Consider the following 22385-nt stretch of genomic DNA (forward strand, 5'->3'; position numbering starts at 1 on the left):
CAATATGTTTATAATCTCAATTTTTACAATTTGGGATAAGTATCGAAAGGATATTTATAATTGAATTTTTATATACTACAACAGGCACTACACAACCCTTGCTTTCACATTACTTTCACTCAAAAACTCCCAAATGCAACCTAAGCCAATGCCTTTTATTCCCAGCTTTACTTCTGAAAGAAATTCACGGTAAATTATTGTAAAGGCGTAAGAATTTATTCGTATTTTTATTTTTGTCTTTGTAGAAGTTTCAGTTCAAGTGTTTAAAAACGAAGTTGATCGAAATTCTGGAAAGCATTAGAAGTAAAAGAAACAATAAAAAGACGGTTACGAGGTATATAAACGTACTTCCAACTACAAAAACGAGCTGACGTATCAAACTTGATTAGAGAAGAACTACATACCAACCACTCCATTGCATTTATCGACACCGAAATTGACCCCCAAAGCAAGCGCATTCGTGATATTGGCGGTGTTAAAAATAATGGCAGCTTGTTTCACGACCCTTCGGTTACTGCATTTATAGCATTTGTGAGCGGTACGCATTTTGTTTGTGGTCATAATATTATTAATCACGACTTACAATATATCGGAAAAGCGCTGGCAGCGGCAGGAGTAAATTCAGCTAACATCATCGACACGTTGCATCTTTCACCTTTGCTATTTCCAAGCAAGCCATATCATGCATTGGTCAAAGACGATAAATTATACTATGAAGATGAAAACAATCCGTTAAACGATTCCATAAAAGCAAAAGATTTACTGAATGACGAGATTACGGCATTCAAACAGCTTAACGAGAGCTTAAAACAAATATTCTACTTATTACTAAACGACAACCGAGAATTTCACGCCTTTTTTCGATTCATCGATTACAAAAGTTCTGAGAACGACTTAACTCATATAGTTCGCACACATTTTAATAATGAAATTTGCGAAAAAGCCGATGTGTCGAAACTAAGCTTTGAAAATCCAATTGAACTCGCTTATGCCCTATCGCTTATTCATTCGTTCGTGGTCAGAAAAAAGGCGTACTCCATTACGCCGCGTTGGGTTTTAAAAAATTATCCCGAAGTAGAACGAATCATGTTTCTTTTACGAAACAAACCTTGCCTTAGTGGCTGCGCTTATTGCAACGACTTTTTAGATGCACACAAAGGATTGAAGCGCTTTTTTGGTTACAGCTCTTTTCGAAACTACGACGGAGAACCTTTACAAGAAAGGGCAGTTAACGCAGCTATCAACAACAAATCGATACTTGCCGTTTTTCCAACCGGCGGCGGAAAATCAATCACATTTCAGGTTCCTGCTTTGATTAGCGGCGAAACCTCGAAAGCATTGACTGTAGTTATCTCGCCGTTGCAGTCGCTTATGAAAGACCAAGTCGATAATTTGGAAAGAAACGGAATTACGGATGCCGTAACCATAAATGGCTTGCTCGACCCCATTGAAAGAGTAAAATCTTTTGAAAGAGTTGAAGACGGCTCAGCTTCTATTCTCTACATATCACCCGAATCGCTGCGATCCAAAACGATTGAAAGATTAATTCTAGGAAGAAAAATTGCTCGTTTCGTAATCGACGAAGCTCACTGTTTTTCGGCTTGGGGGCAAGATTTTCGAGTCGACTATTTGTACATTGGCGACTTCATAAAAGCAGTTCAAGAAAAGAAAAATCTAGATGAAGGAATTCCGGTTTCATGCTTTACGGCAACTGCAAAACAAAAAGTAATTGAAGATATTCGGTCGTATTTTAAAGAAAAGCTATCGCTCGAACTAGAATTATTCACTTCAAAAGCAGCTCGTACAAATCTGAAATACAAAGTTTTCAATAGAGTTGACGAAGAAGAAAAATATCAAACCGTTCGCGATTTACTTGACGAAAAGAATTGTCCGACAATTATTTACGTTTCTCGGACGCGAAAAGCCTACGCGCTAGCCGAGCAGTTAACTCAAGACGGATTTCGTGCAAAACCGTACCACGGAAAAATGGATAAGATTGAAAAATCTAAAAATCAGGATTCGTTTATCAATGGTACTACTCAGATAATCGTTGCTACTTCGGCTTTTGGAATGGGCGTTGATAAAAAAGACGTTGGCATGGTTATCCACTTTGAGATTTCTGATTCGCTTGAAAACTACATTCAGGAAGCCGGACGAGCCGGACGAGATGAAAATCTGGCCGCAGATTGTTTTGTTTTATTTAATGAAGAAGATCTCAGCAAACACTTCATATTACTGAATCAAACTAAGCTTTCAATAAAAGAAATTCAGCAAATTTGGAAAGCTATAAAAGATATAACCCGTTTTCGTTCAACAGTTTCAAATTCGGCTTTGGAAATAGCACGAAAAGCAGGTTGGGATGAAAATGTAGTTGAAATTGAAACACGCGTAACTACTGCCATTGCAGCGCTAGAAGACGCTGGATACCTAACGCGAGGCCAAAATATGCCTCGTATTTTTGCGAACAGTATTATTTCAAAGAATGCCGAAGAAGCCATTGCGAAAATTAATGCATCTGATAAATTTCAAGAACATCAAAAAGAAAAAGGAATTCGAATTATCAAAAAACTTTTTTCCAGTAAACGCAGAAAGGAAACAAACGATGAAGCTGCCGAATCGAGAGTTGACTACATCAGCGACCATCTGGGCATCGTAAAAGACGAGGTTATTACCATCATCAATCTTTTGCGTGAAGAAAATATTTTAGCGGATGCCAAAGATCTGACTGCATTTATCAAAAAAGGGGAAAATAGAAATCGTTCGTTGAAAATTGTCGATACATTTCGAAAAATAGAGAACTTTTTATTGCCCTATTTTGAAGAAGAAGAAAAAGTAATTCATATAAAAGAACTCAATGAACATGCCGCTGCAGCAGGAATTGATGAGGTAAACACGAACAGAATAAAGACAATCTTCAATTTCTGGGCTATTAAGAATTGGATTAAACGAAAATCGTTAGATTCTAAAAACCACATCGCTATTCGTTCTTTGCATACCCAGGAAGTCTTAAAAGAAAAGCTGGAGAAGCGCCATGATTTAGCAAATGCTATTATTCAGTTTTTATATGAAAAAAGCAATCAAAGTGAATTAAATACTGATTCAGAAAAAGAGGAAGTTTTGGTTGAGTTCTCTGTACACGAGCTAAAAGCCGACTATGAAAACAGGAGCAATCTTTTTAATTTGAATATTAGCATTGACGATATTGAAGATGCGCTCTTTTATTTGTCGCGTATTGAAGCTATTAAAATTGAAGGCGGTTTTCTTGTATTGTATAACCGATTAACCATTGAAAGAACAGAAACCGACAATAGGAAAAAATACACCAAAGACGATTATCAGAAATTGCAACAGTTTTATGAAAGTAAAGTACAGCAAATTCATATCGTGGGCGAATATGCTAAAATGATGATTTCCGACTATAAAAACGCTTTGCAATTCGTAGAAGACTATTTCCAATTGAATTACAATTCGTTTTTGAGTAAATACTTTAAGGGTAGCCGACAAAACGAAATCAAACGAAATATCACACCGCAAAAGTTTCAGCAATTGTTTGGTGAACTTTCGCCAACACAACTAAAAATCATCAACGACAAAGAAAGTCAACATCTTGTTGTTGCCGCCGGACCTGGAAGCGGAAAAACACGCGTTTTAGTGCACAAACTTGCGTCGTTACTACTTATGGAAGATGTAAAGACAGAGCAATTATTGATGCTTACATTTTCTAGAGCAGCAGCAACTGAATTTAAAAAGAGATTGCTGCAATTAATTGGAAATGTTGCCCATTATATTGAGATCAAGACCTTTCACTCTTATTGTTTTGATTTGCTGGGGAAGGTTGGAAGTTTGGAAAAATCAGATGAAATTCTGCAAAAGACCATCGAAAAAATTAGAAGTAAGGATGTCGAACAAAGCAGAATCACGAAAACTGTTTTGGTAATTGACGAGGCGCAAGATATGAACTACGACGAATTTGCGCTTGTTAAGTCATTGATAGAACAAAATGAAGATATGCGCGTCATTGCAGTTGGAGACGACGACCAAAATATTTATGAATTTCGAGGAGCGAGTTCAAAATATTTGGAGAATTTTATTCGTGAACATCATGCTATAAAATACGAATTACTTGAAAACTACAGAAGCAAAAATAATCTTGTAGCTTTTTCAAATCAATATGTAAATCGGATTCCAAATCGCCTGAAGCAACTGCCCATAGTTGCTATGCAAAAAGACAACGGAACATTAAAAATAGTTCGTTATCAAAATAAAAACCTCATCGACCCCCTCGTTCAAGACATCCTAACAACAGGACTTTCAGGCACTACGTGTGTTTTGACAAAAACAAACGACGAAGCACTACAAATTACAGGCTTGTTGTTAAAAAACAAAGTGCATGCGAAGTTAATTCAATCCAATGACGGATTTAATTTACAAAATCTGTTTGAAATGCGTTTCTTTATGAATCATATAAATGCGTCTGATGAAGTTCCAACCATTAGCGATGAAGTATGGAAAAATGCCCAACATGCACTAATTAACAGATTTCGAAACAGTTCTAACTTAGAAATTTGCTTAAACATCTTCAAAGATTTTGCAACCGTCAATCCCAAAAGGAAATATAAATCGGATTTAGATGCGTTTATCCGGGAATCAAAACTAGAAGACTTTTTCAGTGAAAAAAGTGAAACTATTTTTGTTTCAACCATTCACAAGGCAAAAGGTAAAGAATTTGATAACGTTTTTATACTGCTTGATGACTTTAACCTCACAATAAACGAAGAAAAACGACAATTATATGTTGCACTAACAAGAGCAAAAAACAATCTGACAATTCATGTGAACTCCAACATTTTAGATCAGTTGAAAGCAGATCACGTAAATTGGATTGACGACAGAGATTTTCATCCTCAGCCGAAAGGCCTAGTAATGCAATTAACTTTAAAAGACGTATGGCTAAACTATTTCATAGACAAACAAAGCGTTATATCCCAACTTACTAGCGGTGACACTTTAATTGTGAATGAAAACGGATGTTTTGATAGCAACGGCAAGCCCATTTTAAAGTTCTCTAAACATTTTGTCGAACAAATTGAAACCAGAAAAACGAATCATTACGAACTAAAATATGCAACAGTAAACTATATTCTCTTCTGGAAGAATGAAAACATGCATCACGAAGTAAAAATTGTGTTGCCAGGTCTGTACTTCGAAAGATCAAATAAGTAATTGATTTAAGATACTGCTTAACTAAAACTCAACGTAGCACAACAACAGCATTATTCTTACCACGACCAAAATTCTTCAAACACACCAACTAAAAACGCATCAATTCGTAAATAACGTGAGTTCGATATAAAAATCAAAGTTAGAAAGCTTTTAAATAGTTGATTACTAGGCGTATTTTCTTTGGGATACCGCGGTATCTCAAAAAAATACAATTACGTAAGCGACTGTTTAAATGATTAGCTATAAATAATGGTGAATCGAAATTAATAGTAGCCATCTAAAGTTTTCATTTCAAGCGATCTAACAAAGGTTTTTATGTCGAACTGAAGTTAAATAGTAAAAGAATTACTATAACCTCATTTTCAAAGGCACAAGGCGGTTCATACTACGGGGTGTGTACTCGCCGGCTTTTTTGTACTGAATCGAATCGCGTGAACGAACTTCAATGATCTGGTACCTTTCAATATCATCTTTCCATTGATCATCAGTAATGAAATGTTTGATATCTATGGTTCCGAGGTTGATGGCGTTGTCGTACGAAAGAGCATTAAGAGCATCAATTTGACTTTGCTTTTCCACGTCGTCGGGCAACAAAGCTGTTTTAGTTTGATCCAAATTTGAATACGGATGGTCTAGTCCGTTTAAAAACTCATGGAAAACAAAAGACTCCGACTTTTCAAAATAAATAGGCACGACGGCATAAAACGGATATTGTAAACGAGAACCCTCAAACTCTAGTCGCAAATAAATTTCTGGCGGAAAATCATTACTTGGATAACCGCAACTGATGCAATTGTATCGTATCAAAAGTTCGTATTCCTTTGTTTTTGCATTGTACTTTAAATCGTAATTCCTCAGATAGTTAAAAGTTTTGGAATCGTTGAGAAACACTTCAACATTTTTGTAGGTATATCTGAGCGTTTCCTTCGTATTTAATTTGAACTTAAACTTAAAATGCCACAACTCACCATCTTGCGCAACCATAAGATTTGAAATAAACAGAATTAATAGGAGCAGTACTTTTTTCATATCACCTAACTTTAATTGTGTTTTAAATCCGATTTTCTTGATAATCTGTTTTTATTGTTTAAGTCTTAAAATAACGAAATCGCAAAAAACGGCTGTCGGTCGCAACTTATATTTTTGCAACGATGGTTTTTAAATCGTTGTCCGTTAAGTTCTCTTTCATGCGGTTTCGCTTTGACAATTTCCGATAAATGGCGTTGTATTTTTTAAGCTCTGGACTCTCATATTTTTTAAGATATCTAATCAACAAAACTACATGGGAGTATCCCAATTGTTTCACTCCTTTGAGGTTCGTGTTTTTGTCTTGATGCTTCTCAAAGTAATACTCAAAATTTTCTTTGGAAAGCTGTTTAAGGTAAGTAATTAGCTCTTCTCGCTTGTCAAATTTATCAAACAGCTTAACTTTTGCATAGGAAGAATTTGCGTACGAATAATACCGTGATCCGAGTCTTTTTTGCTCTTCAACGAGCTTTATGTTTATGGTTTGTAGCGCCTGAGTGAAATCGTTCCCAATCACATAAATGTTGAAAAGCATATCTAGTGCTAAAAACGTAAAGTGCTGGCTTTCCCACGCGGCTTGGGAGATGTTACTAGCCAATAGTTGTTTATAATCGGCTATAGCTGCCGTAAACTGTCTGGTTTTCATAAAATAGAGTCCGCGCTGATGGTAGAAATTTCGTTCATTTACAATATTGAAATCGCCCGTTTGAATATAATTTCGGTAGATTCTCTCAAATTCTTTTTCATAGGTTTTAATACCCAGCTTTTCCGGATTGGTTTCGGCGTTGAGGTATTGGGAAAATGGCTGGTAAACCCAATCGCCGTCGAGCAGTGTAACTTGCATGGTGAGCCGTTCCCATCGCAGCGGATCGTTCAAAGAGTCTTTTTCCAAGATTCGTGTAATATCTGCAATTCTTTGCGGATAACCTGTCGTTGGATTAGGTTGTGCTGCAAGAATGCTGGATAACAATAACAATACGTATAAATACTTCACAAGTTCGGATTTTAAAGGACAGAAAGTGCATAGGTACTGAAAAGTGTAACGATTTCCGAAACTGTTTATTTTACGAAGACTTCATTTCGCGACTTTAGAAAAGTTTGAAATTGTGAAAAAACACAACTAGTACCTATTAACTGAACGTGAGCTTAGAATAGTTTTATGCAAAGAAGGCAAAGCGGTTGTTTATAATTTAAAGTATTAAGATTGGAGTATTAAGACTTTGCGGCGTTCACCACCTAAAGTTTCGTTTTTTGAGAAGCCAGTCCCGATGACTATCGGAATCGTAACGTTCACCACTTAACGTGTCATTTCCCCAACTTAACCCACGTTTCGTCGGAGCCTGAGCTTGTCGAAGGCTGGTGCCTGAGCTTGTCGAAGGCTAATCTTTTAATCTTGTAACTTTTTACTACATCAGTCAGGCTGACCACATAGGCACAGAGTTCACAAAGTTTTTACACGATGTCAAAAAAGCACTGTTTTTCTCTAATTACATGCATTTCAATTTTTTCGCTTTTTTAAATCTTTTCAATTTTTACTAAATTACTGCGGTTGACCACATAGGCACAGAGTTCACAAAGTTTTACACGATGTCAAAAAAACACTGTTTTTGTCTATTTACTTTAATTTCAATTTTTTCGCTTTTTTAGCTTTTTTAGCTTTTTTAGCTTTTTCAAATCTTTCAATCTCGAAATCTCGAAATCTTTAATTCTGGAAATCTTTAATTAGCTCTTCCCGTTTTCCGCTGTAGTCCTCGTAAAAAACGGCGCGTTCACACGTCTTGCAGCAGGCTTCTGAGGTCGCCCGCGCAACCCGGTTCACGTAGCCGTCTTTTACTGTGGGCTGCCGCTGCAACCGGGGCTAAGGCAAATCGTTAGTAACGATCGGTCACCACAAAATATCCCAATCTTTAGATTAATTTGAAACACGCACCAACTTTCCACTCCAATTAAAAAAAATTGAAAAAATACTTTGCCCGGATAAGTTGCGTAAATGTACGGCTTCACGTTAATACGTATTTCGGGTAAGCGATAGCAGCGTTATCCTTTTTGGCCTTACGAAATTTCCACTTTTGTGTTGCCAAAAAGATACAGCGGATAGCGCGACGGCGGCTACACGAAACGTTTGCGAAGCTGTACAATTGCGCCGCCGGTACCCCCAAAAAATAAAGAAAAAATATTTGTTGTCTGGCGATAAACTCATACTTCAAAAAATCGGTTTGCTTTGAATTGCCGGCATTAAAAAGATCTTTCCATGCCGTGCGCTATCGAGAATTATCCAAATTGATTACGGCAGAGTTTTTGCTTAGTTTTGGAACTAAAATACTGGTCGGAATAAACAATAAAGGAATTACAGCAGCACTAAATTCTAGCTTTAAGATTAGGGCACAGCAAATTTTATAGCTTAAAATCAGCTGATGTTGCTTTGAAATTTGGCTGATGCGAAAACCAAACCTACACGATAATTTGCAAAACTAGAGAAGGGGAACCATGAAAAATTACAGGTACGTTTTAATCTTATTTTTAAGCCTCTCCAATTTGGCTGTGTCGCAAATAAGTCTGGGACAAGACAGGAGATACGTTTACAATAACACGAAAGACACCATTTTCTTTACTAATTTCTTACCTAAATTTTCAACAATCGGATTTAATCCAAAGATTTCTTTATGCGGCGACATAAAAATTGTTGATTCTATTCAAGTCGATGGAATAGGAAGAAAGGAACTTGTTTTTTATTTTAACTGCACATTTTTTAACTCGCAACACGGAGGAACGTTCGACATTGATGAAAGTGTCGAAATCGGAAAATACGAGATTTGGAATCTGGACACAAAGTCGGTAATCTTTGAAGTGATCGATCATAAAAAAACTAATTTTAATAGATTTATCGCGGGACAGCCTAAAGCAAACGGAAATACCTGCTATAAATCGGATGTGACTTTCGATGATTCTGGAACGATTACGGTCAAGAATGTAAAAACCGATTGTTCTGTGGAAAATGAAAAAAAAGTAAAATCAAGAGGTAAGCGAAAAAAAGACACGTGTACAACAACCGATGCACGAGGTAAAAAGCAAGAAGTCGTCTATAAATTTATAGACGGAAAGTACGCAGAGCTTCGCAATTAACTGCAAAACAAATCATAACAAGTACCCAGATCCGAAATTCAAACTCCAACGATATGGCACAACACATTTGCTACCTGATCACTACAGAAGATTTCGACGCAGCAATACCCATCGATATTGTTCATTTTCACGAAAAAAATGCTACCATTATTCCGCTTTTAATGGAAGTTTACGAATTTGAGACTATGGTTTCTTGCGCTTCGGAAGCGAATAATGTAGCCGACTTTCACCAAAGCACCTCTGCATTTACTTTTGAGTATCCAACAAGAAAAGCACTTGAATTTGTTGCAAAAGCCGATTTGAAAACCTTCGGTATTGTTTATTTTTCGGACGATTTCATGGTTCCAGAAGATTCAAGCCCCATTTTTTTTATCGAAAACATTAGAAGAAACTTAGCTTGGAATGATTATATAAGTGCCATTCACGACCAATTAAACAGCGCTTTTAAATCTTATGAATTACTGAAAAACGAGGACAAATACTGGGATTTTTACAATGCCGAGGAGCAATATTTTAGACTTCTAGAAAAGAACCTCCGTTAGCGGCAATTGTAGGAAAGCATTACTTAAGGTTTCAATTTGCAGATTGTATCCATTCATGCGCTTTGTGATTGATCAACACTAAATCTCTTTTAAATCTGCAGCTCTTATCTGGCAGTTAATTAATAGCGCAATTGTATGGGAAACTGTGTGGTTGTGTGTGGCAAAGTTGGAAGATTTTTTTGTGGAGAAGCTAGAAGAGTTAACCAGTTTACGTATCTCTTTAGTATTAAGATTTAAGTATTGCGATACTGATGATTTCGCCACTAATCGTATCTTTTATCCTACCGATCCCACATTTTGTTAGAGCCTAAACTTATCGAAGGCAGCCTATCGAATGTTGGAACAACTTTTGGGCGGCTGCTCTGTGGTTTCCGCCACAGCGCTAAATTGCGAAAAAATCTGCGAAGTTCGATGGTCTCCGTGCACTTAAAAAATCGAATACCTGAGTTTATCTGGGCGTTCCCTGCCAACGTCTGTGCTGCATCTAAAAGTCGACTCGGCAGGTCAGGCTGTTCGCTAATATCTGCCACTCGGCAACGGCCGCTCGTGGCAGGATTTTCGCTGCCATCCTTAACGCAGAAAAACGTCTATGAAAAATCGTATCAAAAAGAAACCGCTGCCTTTCGAGCAACGGTTTCTTCCAATTCTTTCATTACTTAGCGAATGAGTTTTCGATATTTGATACGCTTCGGCGTCACGTCGGCACCTAAACGTTTGCGCTTGTTTTCTTCGTATTCCGTAAAGCCACCTTCGAAAAAGTACACTTCCGAGTTGCCTTCAAAAGCCAAAATATGCGTACAAATTCGGTCTAAAAACCAACGATCGTGACTGATAACCACAGCACAACCCGCAAAGTTTTCCAAACCTTCCTCTAACGCACGTAAGGTATTTACATCCAAATCGTTCGTAGGCTCATCTAAAAGCAAAACATTGCCTTCTTCCTTTAATGTCATGGCCAAGTGCAAACGGTTGCGTTCACCGCCCGAAAGCATCGATACCTTTTTGTTTTGTTCGCTGCCACCAAAGTTAAAACGACTCAAATACGCACGTGCATTTACTTGTCGGCCGCCCATCATAATCAATTCTTGACCACCGCTAAAGTTTTCGTAAATCGATTTATCGACATCAATATTTGAATGCGACTGATCCACGTAAGCAATCTTTACCGTTTCGCCAATCGAAAAGCTACCACCATCGGGTGTTTCTTCTCCCATAATCATGCGGAAAATTGTCGACTTACCGGCACCATTCGGACCAATAACACCAACAATTCCCGCTTGAGGCAAGGTAAAGTTCAAATTATCGTACAACAATTTGTCGCCAAAAGCTTTCGCAACGTTCTTAGCTTCAATTACGTTAGTTCCCAATCGCGGACCGTTCGGAATGTAAATTTCCAGCTTCTCGTCCAGTTGCTTCTGATCTTCATTCAACAACTTATCGTAATTCTGTAAACGTGCTTTCTGCTTGGTCTGACGTCCTTTCGCGCCCTGTCTCACCCACTCCAACTCGCGCTCTAGTGTTTTTCTGCGTTTACTCGCTGTTTTTTCTTCCTGTGCCAAACGAATCGTTTTTTGATCGAGCCAAGACGAGTAGTTTCCTTTCCACGGAATTCCTTCTCCACGGTCGAGTTCCAAAATCCAACCAGCAACGTTATCCAAAAAGTAACGGTCGTGCGTAACGGCAATAACTGTTCCGGCGTACTGTGCCAAATGCTGCTCTAACCACAACACCGATTCGGCATCGAGGTGGTTGGTAGGCTCATCCAGTAACAAAACGTCGGGTTGTTGCAACAGCAAACGGCAAAGTGCCACACGACGGCGTTCGCCACCCGAAAGATGCTTTATCGGCGTATCGGCATCAGGCGTGCGCAACGCATCCATGGCAATCTCTAGTTTGGTGTCAATTTCCCAAGCGTTTAAGGCATCAATTTTATCTTGTAGTGCCGCCTGTCTGTCCATTAATTGCTGCATTTTGGTTTCATTTTCATAAACCTCAGGCAGCATAAAACTGTCGTTAATTTCGTTGTATTCCGCAAGTACAGCCATGGTTTCGGCTACTCCTTCGCGAACAATATCAATAACGGTTTTATCCTCATCAAGTTGCGGCTCTTGTTCCAAATAACCCACAGTATATCCGGGTGCAAAAACTACATCGCCCTGATAATTTTTATCTACTCCTGCGATGATACGCAGCAAAGACGATTTACCAGAACCGTTTAAACCGAGAATACCAATTTTAGCTCCGTAGAAAAAGCTGAGATAGATGTTTTTTAAAACTTGTTTGTCGCTGCTGCTGTAGGTCTTCGAGACCTTTTGCATGGAAAAAATAACCTTCTTATCGTCTGACATGTATAGTGTAATTAATTAAACGCGTCCTTTTAAGGAACTAAAAACCCAAGCATTGGCCCAAAAGCCAAAACCAACGGCCGCAAAACCCCATCCGGCAACTTCGTCGTAACGAAAAGCTCCTAAACCAATAAGTAAAATTCCCATCAGAATCATAATAAAGGTAGCCCAACCCAAAACGGTGTTCTTATTCATTCCCATATTTTTAAATTTTAGGCAAATATCTTAATCAAAAGCAGTTTAAACAAATCGCTTTCTTTAGCATTAGCTGCACCCACGCCTTTGCTCTGTAAATCAATATCGCGTAAAGCGGCAATCATACTGCTCACTTTTTTCATCGGATATACGCGGATACCGTCAAAAAACTCGTCGACAAAATACGGCGAAACACCTAAAGCTTGCGCTGCCGCCGGTTTGCTCTTGTCTTTTAATCCGTGTAAAATCAGTAGCTGACTAAAAAATTTGTGCAATTGCGCTACGATGACCACCAAAGGCATATCGTTTTTACTTTTGGTAAAATAATCAACAATTTGGAAGGCTTTGGTCGTGTTTTTTTGTGCGATTGCTTTTCGCAATTCAAAAATATTGAAGTCCTTACTTATTCCAACGTACAATTCCACATCTGCAGCAGTAACGGTACTTCCACTCGGAATATTAACCACCAGTTTGTCAATTTCGGTAGCAATACGCGACAAATTATTCCCTAAATTGTCGTTAATCATCGCAACAGCTTTAGGTTCAATTTGCAAACCTTTCGACTTCAGTAATTTCGCAATCCAGGTTTGCACTTGCGCATCCTTGAGTTTCTTGCTTTCGAGCACCACGCCGTGTTTCTGAAAATTCTTGTAGAGCGCTTTTCGCTTATCTACATCTTTACCTTTGTAACACAAAACCAGCACTGTTGTTGGCGTGCAATTGGCAACGTACTCTTCCAATTTATCTAGTTTGCCAGTAATGGCTTGGGCTTCTTTAACAATTATTACTTGTCGTTCGGCCATCATCGGATAGCGCTTGGCGGCTCCTACTAAATCGGGAACATTTACATCACGTCCGTACAAAATAGTCTGATTAAAGCCGCGTTCGTCTTCAGATAATACGTGCTCTTCAATGTATTCGGACACCTTATCAACGTAATACGGTTCCTCACCCATGAGCAAATAAAGGGGCTTGATGTCGCCCGATTTGATCGCATCAACAATTTTTAGTGCTTCATCCATTAAAGTCGGAAATTGAATTCGGGCTAATCTTCTCTTTATATTTGCGCCATGCAGCGACTCAATCTTCCACCCGCTCAGTTCAGGTTCAAAAATAGCGAAAATAAGACGCTTATCTTCGACCCTATTCGCAAAAAATTTATCGTATTAACGCCCGAAGAATGGGTCAGACAGCATGTAATTGCTTTGTTGCAAACGCATTATCAAATCCCAACAACTTTAATCAGCGTTGAACGTCAACTGAAAATCAATCAGTTAATAAAACGATTCGATTTAGTTGTCTTCAATAAAAACGGCAGCATTTTTTTGTTAGTCGAATGTAAAGCACCTGAAATACCTATAAAGCAAGACACGTTCGACCAAATTGCACGCTATAATTTGCACGTACAAGCACAACATTTATTCGTGACAAATGGCTTGGAACACTATTTTTGCAAACTCGATTACGAACGCGAACGTTTTGAATTAATTCCCGATTTACCTGCCTTTGGAAACTAACGAACTTTTATCTAAAACGGCCGTTGTTGTACTCAATTACAACGGAGCAGAACTGTTGCGCCAATTTCTACCTACGCTAATTCATTGCAGTGATTCGGCGCGTATTTACGTAATCGATAATGCTTCGACCGACGACTCGGTGACCGTACTTGCCAATGAGTTCGCCGACGTAGTTTGTATCAGAAACGAAAGTAACTTAGGCTTTGCCGGTGGTTATAACGAAGGCTTAAAAAGTATTGATGCCTCGCTTTTGGTTTTAATTAATTCCGATGTCGAAGTAACTCCAAATTGGTTGCAGCCGTTGGTTCGCGCTTTCGCGGAAGAAGAAAAATTGGCCATAGCGCAACCCAAAATTCGCGATTTCAAAAATAAAGCCGCATTTGAATATGCCGGAGCTGCGGGCGGATTTATCGACAAGTTTGGATTTCCGTACTGCCGCGGTCGGTTGTTTGAAACCGTAGAAATCGACGAAAACCAATATTCGAACGAAACACCGATTTTCTGGGCAACCGGAGCTTGTTTTGCGATACGAAAGAAGGTATTCGACGAACTTGGCGGTTTTGATGCCGACTTCTTTGCACATCAGGAAGAAATAGACCTGTGTTGGCGGGCATTTAATCGCGGATTTGAAGCCCGATACCTACCCGATTCCGTTGTGTTTCACGTTGGTGGCGCAACTTTAGCGAGCGGTTCTGCTCGAAAAGTCTTTCTAAATTTTAGAAATTCGCTATTAATGCTGCTAAAAAACGTTCCGCAAGGCATGTTATTCGAAGTATTGCTCTTGCGTTTGGTTTTAGACGGAGTAGCCGCAATTCGGTTCCTAATTTCCGGCGAATTTTCGAAGTTCCGCGCAGTAATTGCTGCACATTTTGCCTTCTACGCTAAGTGTTACCACACGTATAAAAAGCGAGCCAAAAACCTGCGTTCGGACTACTTTTCTAAAAAATCGATTGTCTATGCATACTTCGTTCAAGGAAAGCGCCGTTATAGCGATGTATCTTAACAATAGTTTAGGTATCCTTTTCACGTTATTTTTTAACATTTGAGTATATCTTTGCGCAAAATCTAAATTGATGAAGAAGTATATTTTTGTTTTAGCATCGCTTGCCGTATTGAGCACATCATGCGGAACGAAAAAGAAAATCGCTGCATTAGAAGCGAAAAATAAGGAAATTCAGGACCTTTTGAACTCGACTACCGTTAAACTGAACATGTGTATGTCGGAAAAAGATGCCTTGGCTACGCAAGTTGATTTCTTGAAAAAGAACAATTCCGAATTAATTAGCAATATCGGAAACATGACTACGCTTACCGCGAAAGGTGCCGAAAACATTGAGAAAGCGTTAGAAACCATCAAAGAGAAAGATCTTAAAATTACGCGCATGCAAGACGCACTGACTAAAAAAGACAGTGTTACACTTGCCTTAGTTACGAGTTTGAAACGCGAGGTAGGCATTTCTGATCCAGATATCGAAGTGAATGTGGAGAAAGGCGTAGTTTTCATTTCAATTGCCGATAAGTTATTGTTCAAAAGTGGTAGCTACACCGTTACCGATCGAGCCAAAGAAGTACTTACCAAAGTGGCAAAAGTTATAAATAGTAAGCCCGATTTTGAATGCATGGTGGAAGGACATACCGACAGCGTGCCTTTCATTGGCAACGGCGTTTTGCTCGACAACTGGGATTTGAGCGTAAAACGTTCTACGTCTATCATTCGTGTGTTAACTAAAGAATTGGGTGTAAAACCTTCGCAACTCATTGCAGCTGGTCGCGGCGAATACATTCCGTTGGTTGACAACAGCAATGCAGAAAACAGATCTAAAAACAGAAGAACTCGAGTAGTGATTCTTCCAAAAATCGATCAGTTTTACGACATGATTGAAAAGGAGATGAAGAACCCGAAAAATTAAAAATTTGATTTTCAATACTTTAAAGCTGTCTTATACATAGGCAGCTTTTTTGTTTTGTCGAGGTAGTAGATCGCTTAAGTACTCTCTTTTTTGAGACTTTTCTTAAAATGCTTCATTTCTTATAAAAGCACTACACTACTGCGGATTTTATTAAAAAGGTAGTATTCATTTAAATGTTTTCTAACTTTGATTCCGATAAAGAACAACCGCTAACAATGATGAAAAATATACTTCTTGCGCTGCTAAGCATATGCTTTTTTGGATGCTCAAATTTTGGAAGTAAGGAAAGTTTCGAAGGCGTTTTAACATACAAAGTTATCGTAACGCCGAAAATTGATGATCCTAGAATTTCGAAAATACTGAGCGAGCGAAATGGGAATTTAGTACGGATACACCTTTTAGCCGATGGCAGTTTTAGAAAAGAACACGTAAACAGCGGAGCTTCGGGATTTGAGTATTTATATTTCGACTCGAAAGAAAGCAAATTGTATGCAAAATTCCGAAGCAAAGACACGCTACTCGTTTCCAAAACGGTCGAAAATACTATAATGTTCGAATCCCAAAAAGATCTTCCAAAGCAAAAAGTATTTGGTACTGATTGCCCTGGATACCGAATTGATGCGTTTGATCCGATCAACGCACAAAAAATAGCCTTAACATACTATTTCCCGGAAAACAAAGAGTACGTCGATCCGAAAAATTACGCCTATTACAAAGATTTCTTCTACGACCTCATTGTTGCCAAAGCTAAGGCACCTTACTACAAATCGATTTTAGATTCGAATCTGTTTACAATCACTTATGAGATTGTAAAAATTGAAGCTAAGAAACTAGACAAAAAAAGTATCGGCGTTCCGGCAAATGCTCCCACAAAGATTCAAATCAATTAAAAGCAGAAACGGCGAGCTATAACTCAAAATGAGTGCTATTTTAAGAAAACACATTGAAAAGATCACGGCTTTAACCGATAAAGAATTCGACTACGTATTGTCGCATTTTTCGGTTAAATCAGCGAAAAAGCAACAATATCTAATTCAAGAAGGCGAATTGGTGCAGAACGATTTTTTCGTACTAAGTGGATTAGTAAAATCGTATTACACCAATGCCGACGGCAAAGAACATTTAATGCAATTCGCTATGGAAGATTGGTGGATTACCGATTACCAAGCGTACTTTAATCAGCAGCATGCGCAATTAAATATCGATTGCATTGAAAACACACAAGTTCTTTGTTTATCGCTGCACAATCGTGAAAAACTTTGCACCGAAATGCACAAAATGGAGCACTTTTTCAGAAAAAAGTCGAACGCAGGATACGTAGCCTTGCAACGGCGTATTTTATCGCTGCTTAACAACAACGCGCAAGAGCGCTATGAGTCGTTGCTAAAGTTGTATCCCGAGCTTTTCCAGCGCGTCCCGAAAACTTTAATCGCCTCGTATCTGGGCGTATCACGCGAAACCTTAAGTCGTTTTTCCTCAAAAGCAGACTCAAAATAAACAGACGATAAGCCTACATGTGATTTAGATCACACAAAAGTTGTGATGTAGGTCATATCTGGCTTTGACGGATGTTCCGAAATTTGTCTTGTTGAATATTCAAACGAACATTAATTAATAATTACAATGAAACAGCGGAAATTTATTACGCAGGTTTTATGCTTGGTATTATTGGCGATGAGCGCCGCGGTGCCGGCACAAAAATTAAAATCAAAGAAAATGAATAAGAAAATCTTATTTGTGGTAACAAGCCACGACAAATTAGGGGAAACAGGTGAATCAACAGGATATTACCTTGGCGAAGTTTCGCATCCATGGGCGGTATTAACAGCTGCGGGTTACGAAATTGATTTTGTGAGTCCGCTCGGTGGAAATCCGAAGTATTACGGCAATAATCCGGAAGATGCCGTAAATCAGCAATTCTTGGCCAACGAAAAGTATCAAAAGAAAATTCAAAACACTTTGACGCCCGAGCAGGTTCGAGCTGAAGATTACGCAGCGATTTTGTACGCTGGTGGTCATGGTACGATGTGGGATTTTCCCGACAACGCGGCTTTGGCAAAAATTGCACAAGAGATCTATGAAAACAACGGCATTGTTAGCGCGGTTTGCCACGGACCCGCAGGATTGGTAAACATAAAACTGAGCAACGGCAAGTATTTGGTTGACGGCAAGAAAATCAATGCTTTTACCAATGAAGAAGAGGCTGCTGTGAAGCTAGAAAACGTAGTTCCGTTTAGTTTGGAGACAAAATTAATTGAACGCGGGGCGAAATTTGAAAAATCTGGACTTTGGCAAACGCATGTAACTGTTGATGCACGTGTAGTTACGGGACAAAATCCGCAATCGGCACATGCCGTTGGCGAGGCTGTTTTAACCGAGCTTAAAAAGCTGTAACGAATAAAAAGAGGTATAAAAATGGCAGCTATTTGGCTGCCTTTATTAATTAGATACACGTTTAAACGACATGATTCGCTGTGTTTTTATAAACAATTCGAGTTCGTTTTGCTCGTCGATGCGGTAGCTGGTAATTTGCCCTAAAAGTTGCATGAATACTCTCTCGCCGTCGGAGCCACAAGCCATTTTGGTACTTTTTACTTTTTTAATGAAAACCGTAAGCGAGAGACGGTTTGAAAAAATGGGTCCGTTAAAGGTATTGTAACCGTTAAAACCACTAACTGTTTCGTTTTCAATATCAAAGCTTACCGTTGGTCGTTTTGAAGGAAACAAGCCATCGATTGTATTTTTTTCGTACACTAAGCCCACCAATTCCCAGTTTCCGGCGAGCGACTGTTGCACTTTTTTCACTTGTTCTTGTGTTCCGTAGCAACCCGAAAATAAAAACGAGAATAGGAAAATGATGCTAAATCGATACAGGTATTTCATTTCTTTTTTTGTCAAAGATAAACCATAAAAAAAGTTGTTGCAGCACAGGTAAAATTTTAGCTAAAATACTACGACAGCCTCTTGTAAAATAACCCACGATGCGTGTATTTTCGCGAGGCAAAAAGAAAAACATGAAAATACTTGAAATAGGATCGCGCATTGAGCATCCGGAATACGGAAAAGGTGTAGTAACCAATGTAAGCAGCACCGAATATTGGGTAACTTTTATTGAGAACGGTTTAGAAACCATCCCCTTAACAGACACCTTTACCGTAATTGAAGCGGTAGAAAACGAGGTAGATACGATTAGTTTTTATGAAGTAGAGCGCACGGTTCGCGAGATATTGCGCAAATGGGCCGACGTGGGCGAGGTAGTTGCCATTGGCGATAAATGGAAAGGTGGCAAAATGATCATGCAACCCGGAACGGCTGGCTTGGCTTCTAAAGAAGTGCCGATTGACACATTCTTCCACAAAATTGTTATGTTGCGCGACCGTTTGCGTGTTATGGAACAGAAAATCAATTCGAGCAATTTGGAAGAAATTGAAAAAATTGAATTGCAGCAGTACATCACCCGAATTTACGGAACGTTAACTACTTTTAATGTATTGTTTAAATCGCCGAACCACAATTTTGTTGGCGAAAAGACGAAGTAGAAATATTTTTGGTAACGATTTTCGCGTTAGCAATTGCAGCGAAAACCCTTTGGATGTAAAGCGGTTACAAAAGTAGTGCGGTGCGGGCGACCCACAGAAGCCGGCGCCGCACGTACTTTTGACCGTTTTACGAACGAAGGTTGTAGCGAAAAGTGCGACCGGCAATAGCTTGGGCGAGGCATGGGAATTGCCGGGAACGCCCGAATTAGGATGTTGATTTAGAAAAAGAAAAATTTCGTAAAATCGCTTGAAGATGAATTTTTAGCTTGATATCAGAGCATTTAAAATTGGAATTATGCTAGAATGCAACTGGTTAAGCTAATAGCGATAGTAGTGTTTCGGTTTTCAACAAAAATGCTAAAAAGTCTTGTTTGTCTCAAGTTTATTCTTAATTTCGCCTCATCTCTAGACCAAGAGAGCTGTACGGCTCTGGACGGCCTGGAACAAGTCCTCGGTTTGTAACCGGGGTTTTTTTATATCCTAATGATACCAAGTTCATCAGACTTTTTTGATTTAAAAGATTTATCTTTCAGATAATTGAGAAAAATCTTGTTAGCATGGAATTTTTTTCTTGATCCTTTGGGAAACTCCATCTCCTTTAACGTGTATGCAACAATATCGGACGATTGTATAAACATCGAATCTGTTGATACTCTAAAAATCGGATCTTAAATTACCAGTCCAATCCTAATGTCTGGAACTTTTTCACCACTTGCGCCTGTTCCTAAAAGCTTTCTAATGTGTGTGTTTATGTGTTTTTCATTTGCTCGATCAAAAAAGACAATCCCATTCTGTTCTTTAATTTTAAGAAATTCATCAAAAGCTTGATAAAGTTCCGTAACTGCAGATGTAAGATATTCTGCAGGTTCTAATGCCGTTTTTGTTTTATCGATTACAACATTAATCAAAGTTAATGCTCCATTTTGACCAATAGTATTGGCATACTCAGAAATTAACTTCCATCTGTCGGCTACATTTATCTGCGTATATTCTTTAACTTTATGTGGATCTATTAACTCAGCGCAATGAAATTCAATGTGATATGGAAGATATGCTTCACGTGCTATTTTCTTTCTAAAGGCCTTAAAAGTTTCTAAAGATGCTTTCCATCTATTTGCGCCAACAATTATTCTTGAAATAATAAAATATTTTGAACCAGATTTAAGAGTGTTTTCTGGGTCGTGTTTTCCACAATCTCCACTTTCATCTATATAACAAAAATACATAAGTTAACATTTTTGCTAAACTATGAAATTAGGTTAAAATAAGAAATCAATCCGTTATAAAATTCACGTTTTGAAGGTTTACTACAAAATTGAAAGTAAGCTAAATTTTTTAGAACTCTAGGCAGTATATTTTCCCAATAAACTCCAGCAAATACGCGCTTTCTAAACGCATCTCAAGTGGTGTCAATTTAGAAAATACTTGATTTGATGCTTTACGCTTAAATGTGGCAGATGAACCTTGTGCATTTGCAGATTGGCTTTTATTCGTTCTTTAGGCTTTATTGGTTAGCTGAGTAAGTTCGTCGATACATTTCTTGAGGTCTTTTTTCCACTCGAGATGAATCGTTTTGTCGTTCTTGATAATCCTTAAATTCTGTTTAAGTAACGATAGAAACTCTTTGTTTTTGGTATAGATAACGGCTTCTAAAAGTAACTTACCATATTCCCCGCCAATAATTTCTCTTTTAATAATGTCAAGTATTCTTTTGTCGTTTCGTTTTGCCAAACCTACAATAGCTTCCAGTTTCGTTTCTTGATGTTTGTCATTAACTCTTTTCCACAGGGCTTCTCTGATCGCTTCATTGTTTCGTTCGATTTGCGTTCCAAGTCCAAAAGTTGCCCAATTTCTAATATGGCTTAATTTATCTGAAGAGAGTTTTATTAGCATTTCAATGGCAGCCGGGTTGTCAATTCCCAACAACGCAGCAACTACACCATCTTTAACCCTACTATCTTCGCTATTTTCGAATGAACATATCTGTTTAATTTGTTCGTTATCAATATTTTCATTGTTATGACCGATAGAATAGAGCAAAGACATTAGAACTTCAGGGTCGTTTTCGGTTTTAAGCAAATCAAAGTAAATTTTTAGCGTTTCATGCAAAAATGGTCTTGGTGGCAAACCTAATTGCGCTAAAATGTCGATACCAATTCTTCTTTCTTTCGGTTTATCGGATTTGGTTAATTCGATGCACTTAGCAAACAGGTCAAGACTCGGTCGTTTTCTTAATGCACTGATGTTTTCCCAACGAGATTTTACCGACTTGTTGTTTATGAGTCGGGATATTATTTTATCGTCAGTCCAATTTTTTCTGCTCATTTTTCTTTTGCCGTGTTTTGTTAGAATGCTGTAAAACCATTTGTAGAACGCGATGTCTATAGAATTCTACGTACCCTACTTTCAAGTCAGTACAAACTTTGTTAGTGCATTAATCATTGAACCGCCACTTTTGGACAGGTGCTCTTAAGCGCGATGGATTAATTTCTTTTAAAGATTATACTTCCAAAAATAGCCCAAAGAAAAGGAATGGCAGAAAGAGTTATTTGAAATAAATTGTCTAATATCTTCGATTCCTTTGCTTCGTCATTAGATGCGTATCGGTTTGTAAAATACAAATGGCGCTTATAAGTTCTCAAAATTAGGGTGTCGAAAAATTTATAAAGTATCATAAAGGTAACAGGAGCTAAAAGTGTAAATGACAAAACTTTATCTGTCGTGGAAAGTGGATAATTTATTGTGATCAGAAGGATGAGCGCTAAAAATACAGATAAACCTAATAACGTCATATAGAGTTTTGGTTGTCTTAAAATTTGATGCGTGTAAGGTAGACCGGAACTAAGGATCCACACGTAAGTAATACAAATTACATAAACTATGATCATTCTGCTTGGGTTCTTTTTTTGATAGTGGCGTAATCAATAACTTCCGAATATACTTTAGTTACGTAGCTTTTTGGGGG

Annotated in this window: 18 protein-coding genes; 10 read left to right on the top strand and 8 right to left on the bottom strand. The window is 38.2% G+C overall.

Annotated elements, in window-relative coordinates:
* Positions 1–381: 381 nt before the first annotated feature.
* On the top strand, positions 382–5223 hold the full coding sequence (locus tag Q0064_RS02120; protein ID WP_298143589.1) for a RecQ family ATP-dependent DNA helicase: 4842 nt from the start codon (positions 382–384) through the stop codon (positions 5221–5223).
* Between the two features lie 348 nt (positions 5224–5571).
* Here the strand turns inward: Q0064_RS02120 and Q0064_RS02125 are convergent, their stop codons facing one another.
* Both Q0064_RS02125 and Q0064_RS02130 read right to left on the bottom strand, forming a co-directional pair.
* The gene (locus tag Q0064_RS02125; RefSeq protein WP_298143593.1) at positions 5572–6252 is read right to left on the bottom strand and encodes a hypothetical protein; all 681 of its coding nucleotides are present in this window, start codon (positions 6250–6252) and stop codon (positions 5572–5574) included.
* Between the two features lie 106 nt (positions 6253–6358).
* On the bottom strand, positions 6359–7243 hold the full coding sequence (locus Q0064_RS02130; RefSeq protein ID WP_298143596.1) for a hypothetical protein: 885 nt from the start codon (positions 7241–7243) through the stop codon (positions 6359–6361).
* 1493 nt (positions 7244–8736) lie between these two features.
* Between Q0064_RS02130 and Q0064_RS02135 the strand changes: the two genes are divergently transcribed.
* Both Q0064_RS02135 and Q0064_RS02140 read left to right on the top strand, forming a co-directional pair.
* Positions 8737–9372, top strand: coding sequence for a hypothetical protein (locus Q0064_RS02135; protein ID WP_298143599.1), 636 nt, complete (start codon positions 8737–8739; stop codon positions 9370–9372).
* 53 nt (positions 9373–9425) lie between these two features.
* On the top strand, positions 9426–9914 hold the full coding sequence (locus tag Q0064_RS02140) for a hypothetical protein (protein WP_298143602.1): 489 nt from the start codon (positions 9426–9428) through the stop codon (positions 9912–9914).
* Positions 9915–10570: 656 nt separating this feature from the next.
* Here Q0064_RS02140 and ettA read toward each other — a convergent pair.
* The 3 genes from ettA to holA are packed head-to-tail and all read right to left on the bottom strand — an operon-like array spanning position 10571 to position 13476.
* On the bottom strand, positions 10571–12262 hold the full coding sequence (gene ettA / locus Q0064_RS02145; RefSeq protein ID WP_094486077.1) for an energy-dependent translational throttle protein EttA: 1692 nt from the start codon (positions 12260–12262) through the stop codon (positions 10571–10573).
* Between the two features lie 15 nt (positions 12263–12277).
* The gene (locus tag Q0064_RS02150) at positions 12278–12460 is read right to left on the bottom strand and encodes a CAL67264 family membrane protein (RefSeq protein ID WP_298143608.1); all 183 of its coding nucleotides are present in this window, start codon (positions 12458–12460) and stop codon (positions 12278–12280) included.
* A gap of 11 nt (positions 12461–12471) precedes the next feature.
* Complete coding sequence (gene holA, locus Q0064_RS02155; protein WP_298143611.1) at positions 12472–13476, bottom strand: DNA polymerase III subunit delta; 1005 nt, start codon at positions 13474–13476, stop codon at positions 12472–12474.
* 48 nt (positions 13477–13524) lie between these two features.
* Here holA and Q0064_RS02160 point away from each other — a divergent pair, with 48 nt between their 5' ends.
* The 6 genes from Q0064_RS02160 (at position 13525) to Q0064_RS02185 (ending at position 18275) form a co-directional block, all read left to right on the top strand.
* A complete protein-coding gene (locus Q0064_RS02160; protein WP_298143614.1) occupies positions 13525–13971 on the top strand; it encodes a type I restriction enzyme HsdR N-terminal domain-containing protein in 447 nt (148 codons plus the stop codon).
* On the top strand, positions 13961–14974 hold the full coding sequence (locus tag Q0064_RS02165) for a glycosyltransferase family 2 protein (protein WP_298143617.1): 1014 nt from the start codon (positions 13961–13963) through the stop codon (positions 14972–14974). Before Q0064_RS02160 ends, Q0064_RS02165 begins: the two co-directional genes overlap by 11 nt.
* Before the next feature lie 70 nt (positions 14975–15044).
* Complete coding sequence (locus Q0064_RS02170) at positions 15045–15881, top strand: OmpA family protein (protein WP_298143621.1); 837 nt, start codon at positions 15045–15047, stop codon at positions 15879–15881.
* Between the two features lie 173 nt (positions 15882–16054).
* Positions 16055–16771 carry a hypothetical protein gene (locus Q0064_RS02175; protein ID WP_298143623.1) on the top strand — a complete coding sequence of 239 codons (717 nt, stop codon included), beginning with the start codon at positions 16055–16057 and terminating at the stop codon, positions 16769–16771.
* A gap of 28 nt (positions 16772–16799) precedes the next feature.
* On the top strand, positions 16800–17378 hold the full coding sequence (locus tag Q0064_RS02180; protein ID WP_298143626.1) for a Crp/Fnr family transcriptional regulator: 579 nt from the start codon (positions 16800–16802) through the stop codon (positions 17376–17378).
* Between the two features lie 219 nt (positions 17379–17597).
* Positions 17598–18275, top strand: a complete 678-nt coding sequence (locus Q0064_RS02185; protein WP_298143629.1) for a type 1 glutamine amidotransferase domain-containing protein — start codon at positions 17598–17600, stop codon at positions 18273–18275.
* A gap of 45 nt (positions 18276–18320) precedes the next feature.
* Here the strand turns inward: Q0064_RS02185 and Q0064_RS02190 are convergent, their stop codons facing one another.
* Positions 18321–18764 carry an META domain-containing protein gene (locus Q0064_RS02190; protein ID WP_298143632.1) on the bottom strand — a complete coding sequence of 148 codons (444 nt, stop codon included), beginning with the start codon at positions 18762–18764 and terminating at the stop codon, positions 18321–18323.
* 131 nt (positions 18765–18895) lie between these two features.
* On the opposite strand from Q0064_RS02190, the gene Q0064_RS02195 reads away from it, so the two are divergent.
* Complete coding sequence (locus Q0064_RS02195) at positions 18896–19420, top strand: hypothetical protein (protein WP_298143636.1); 525 nt, start codon at positions 18896–18898, stop codon at positions 19418–19420.
* A gap of 668 nt (positions 19421–20088) precedes the next feature.
* Here the strand turns inward: Q0064_RS02195 and Q0064_RS02200 are convergent.
* Positions 20089–20646, bottom strand: coding sequence for a DUF3800 domain-containing protein (locus Q0064_RS02200; RefSeq protein ID WP_298143645.1), 558 nt, complete (start codon positions 20644–20646; stop codon positions 20089–20091).
* 271 nt (positions 20647–20917) lie between these two features.
* On the bottom strand, positions 20918–21745 hold the full coding sequence (locus Q0064_RS02205) for a hypothetical protein (protein ID WP_298143647.1): 828 nt from the start codon (positions 21743–21745) through the stop codon (positions 20918–20920).
* Positions 21746–22385: the final 640 nt, after the last annotated feature.

The sequence above is a fragment of the Flavobacterium sp. genome, assembly GCF_027490375.1.
Taxonomy (GTDB): domain Bacteria; phylum Bacteroidota; class Bacteroidia; order Flavobacteriales; family Flavobacteriaceae; genus Flavobacterium.

Excerpts from the sequence above, each read along its gene's own strand:
- Q0064_RS02140 (WP_298143602.1), top strand. The coding sequence starts at position 9,426 with ATGGCACAACACATTTGCTACCTGATCACTACAGAAGATTTCGACGCA.
- Q0064_RS02150 (WP_298143608.1), bottom strand. The coding sequence starts at position 12,460 with ATGGGAATGAATAAGAACACCGTTTTGGGTTGGGCTACCTTTATTATG.
- Q0064_RS02125 (WP_298143593.1), bottom strand. The coding sequence starts at position 6,252 with ATGAAAAAAGTACTGCTCCTATTAATTCTGTTTATTTCAAATCTTATG.
- Q0064_RS02205 (WP_298143647.1), bottom strand. The coding sequence starts at position 21,745 with ATGAGCAGAAAAAATTGGACTGACGATAAAATAATATCCCGACTCATA.
- Q0064_RS02135 (WP_298143599.1), top strand. The coding sequence starts at position 8,737 with ATGAAAAATTACAGGTACGTTTTAATCTTATTTTTAAGCCTCTCCAAT.
- Q0064_RS02200 (WP_298143645.1), bottom strand. The coding sequence starts at position 20,646 with ATGTATTTTTGTTATATAGATGAAAGTGGAGATTGTGGAAAACACGAC.
- Q0064_RS02170 (WP_298143621.1), top strand. The coding sequence starts at position 15,045 with ATGAAGAAGTATATTTTTGTTTTAGCATCGCTTGCCGTATTGAGCACA.
- holA (WP_298143611.1), bottom strand. The coding sequence starts at position 13,476 with ATGGATGAAGCACTAAAAATTGTTGATGCGATCAAATCGGGCGACATC.
- ettA (WP_094486077.1), bottom strand. The coding sequence starts at position 12,262 with ATGTCAGACGATAAGAAGGTTATTTTTTCCATGCAAAAGGTCTCGAAG.
- Q0064_RS02160 (WP_298143614.1), top strand. The coding sequence starts at position 13,525 with ATGCAGCGACTCAATCTTCCACCCGCTCAGTTCAGGTTCAAAAATAGC.
- Q0064_RS02190 (WP_298143632.1), bottom strand. The coding sequence starts at position 18,764 with ATGAAATACCTGTATCGATTTAGCATCATTTTCCTATTCTCGTTTTTA.
- Q0064_RS02185 (WP_298143629.1), top strand. The coding sequence starts at position 17,598 with ATGAATAAGAAAATCTTATTTGTGGTAACAAGCCACGACAAATTAGGG.
- Q0064_RS02195 (WP_298143636.1), top strand. The coding sequence starts at position 18,896 with ATGAAAATACTTGAAATAGGATCGCGCATTGAGCATCCGGAATACGGA.
- Q0064_RS02175 (WP_298143623.1), top strand. The coding sequence starts at position 16,055 with ATGTTTTCTAACTTTGATTCCGATAAAGAACAACCGCTAACAATGATG.
- Q0064_RS02180 (WP_298143626.1), top strand. The coding sequence starts at position 16,800 with ATGAGTGCTATTTTAAGAAAACACATTGAAAAGATCACGGCTTTAACC.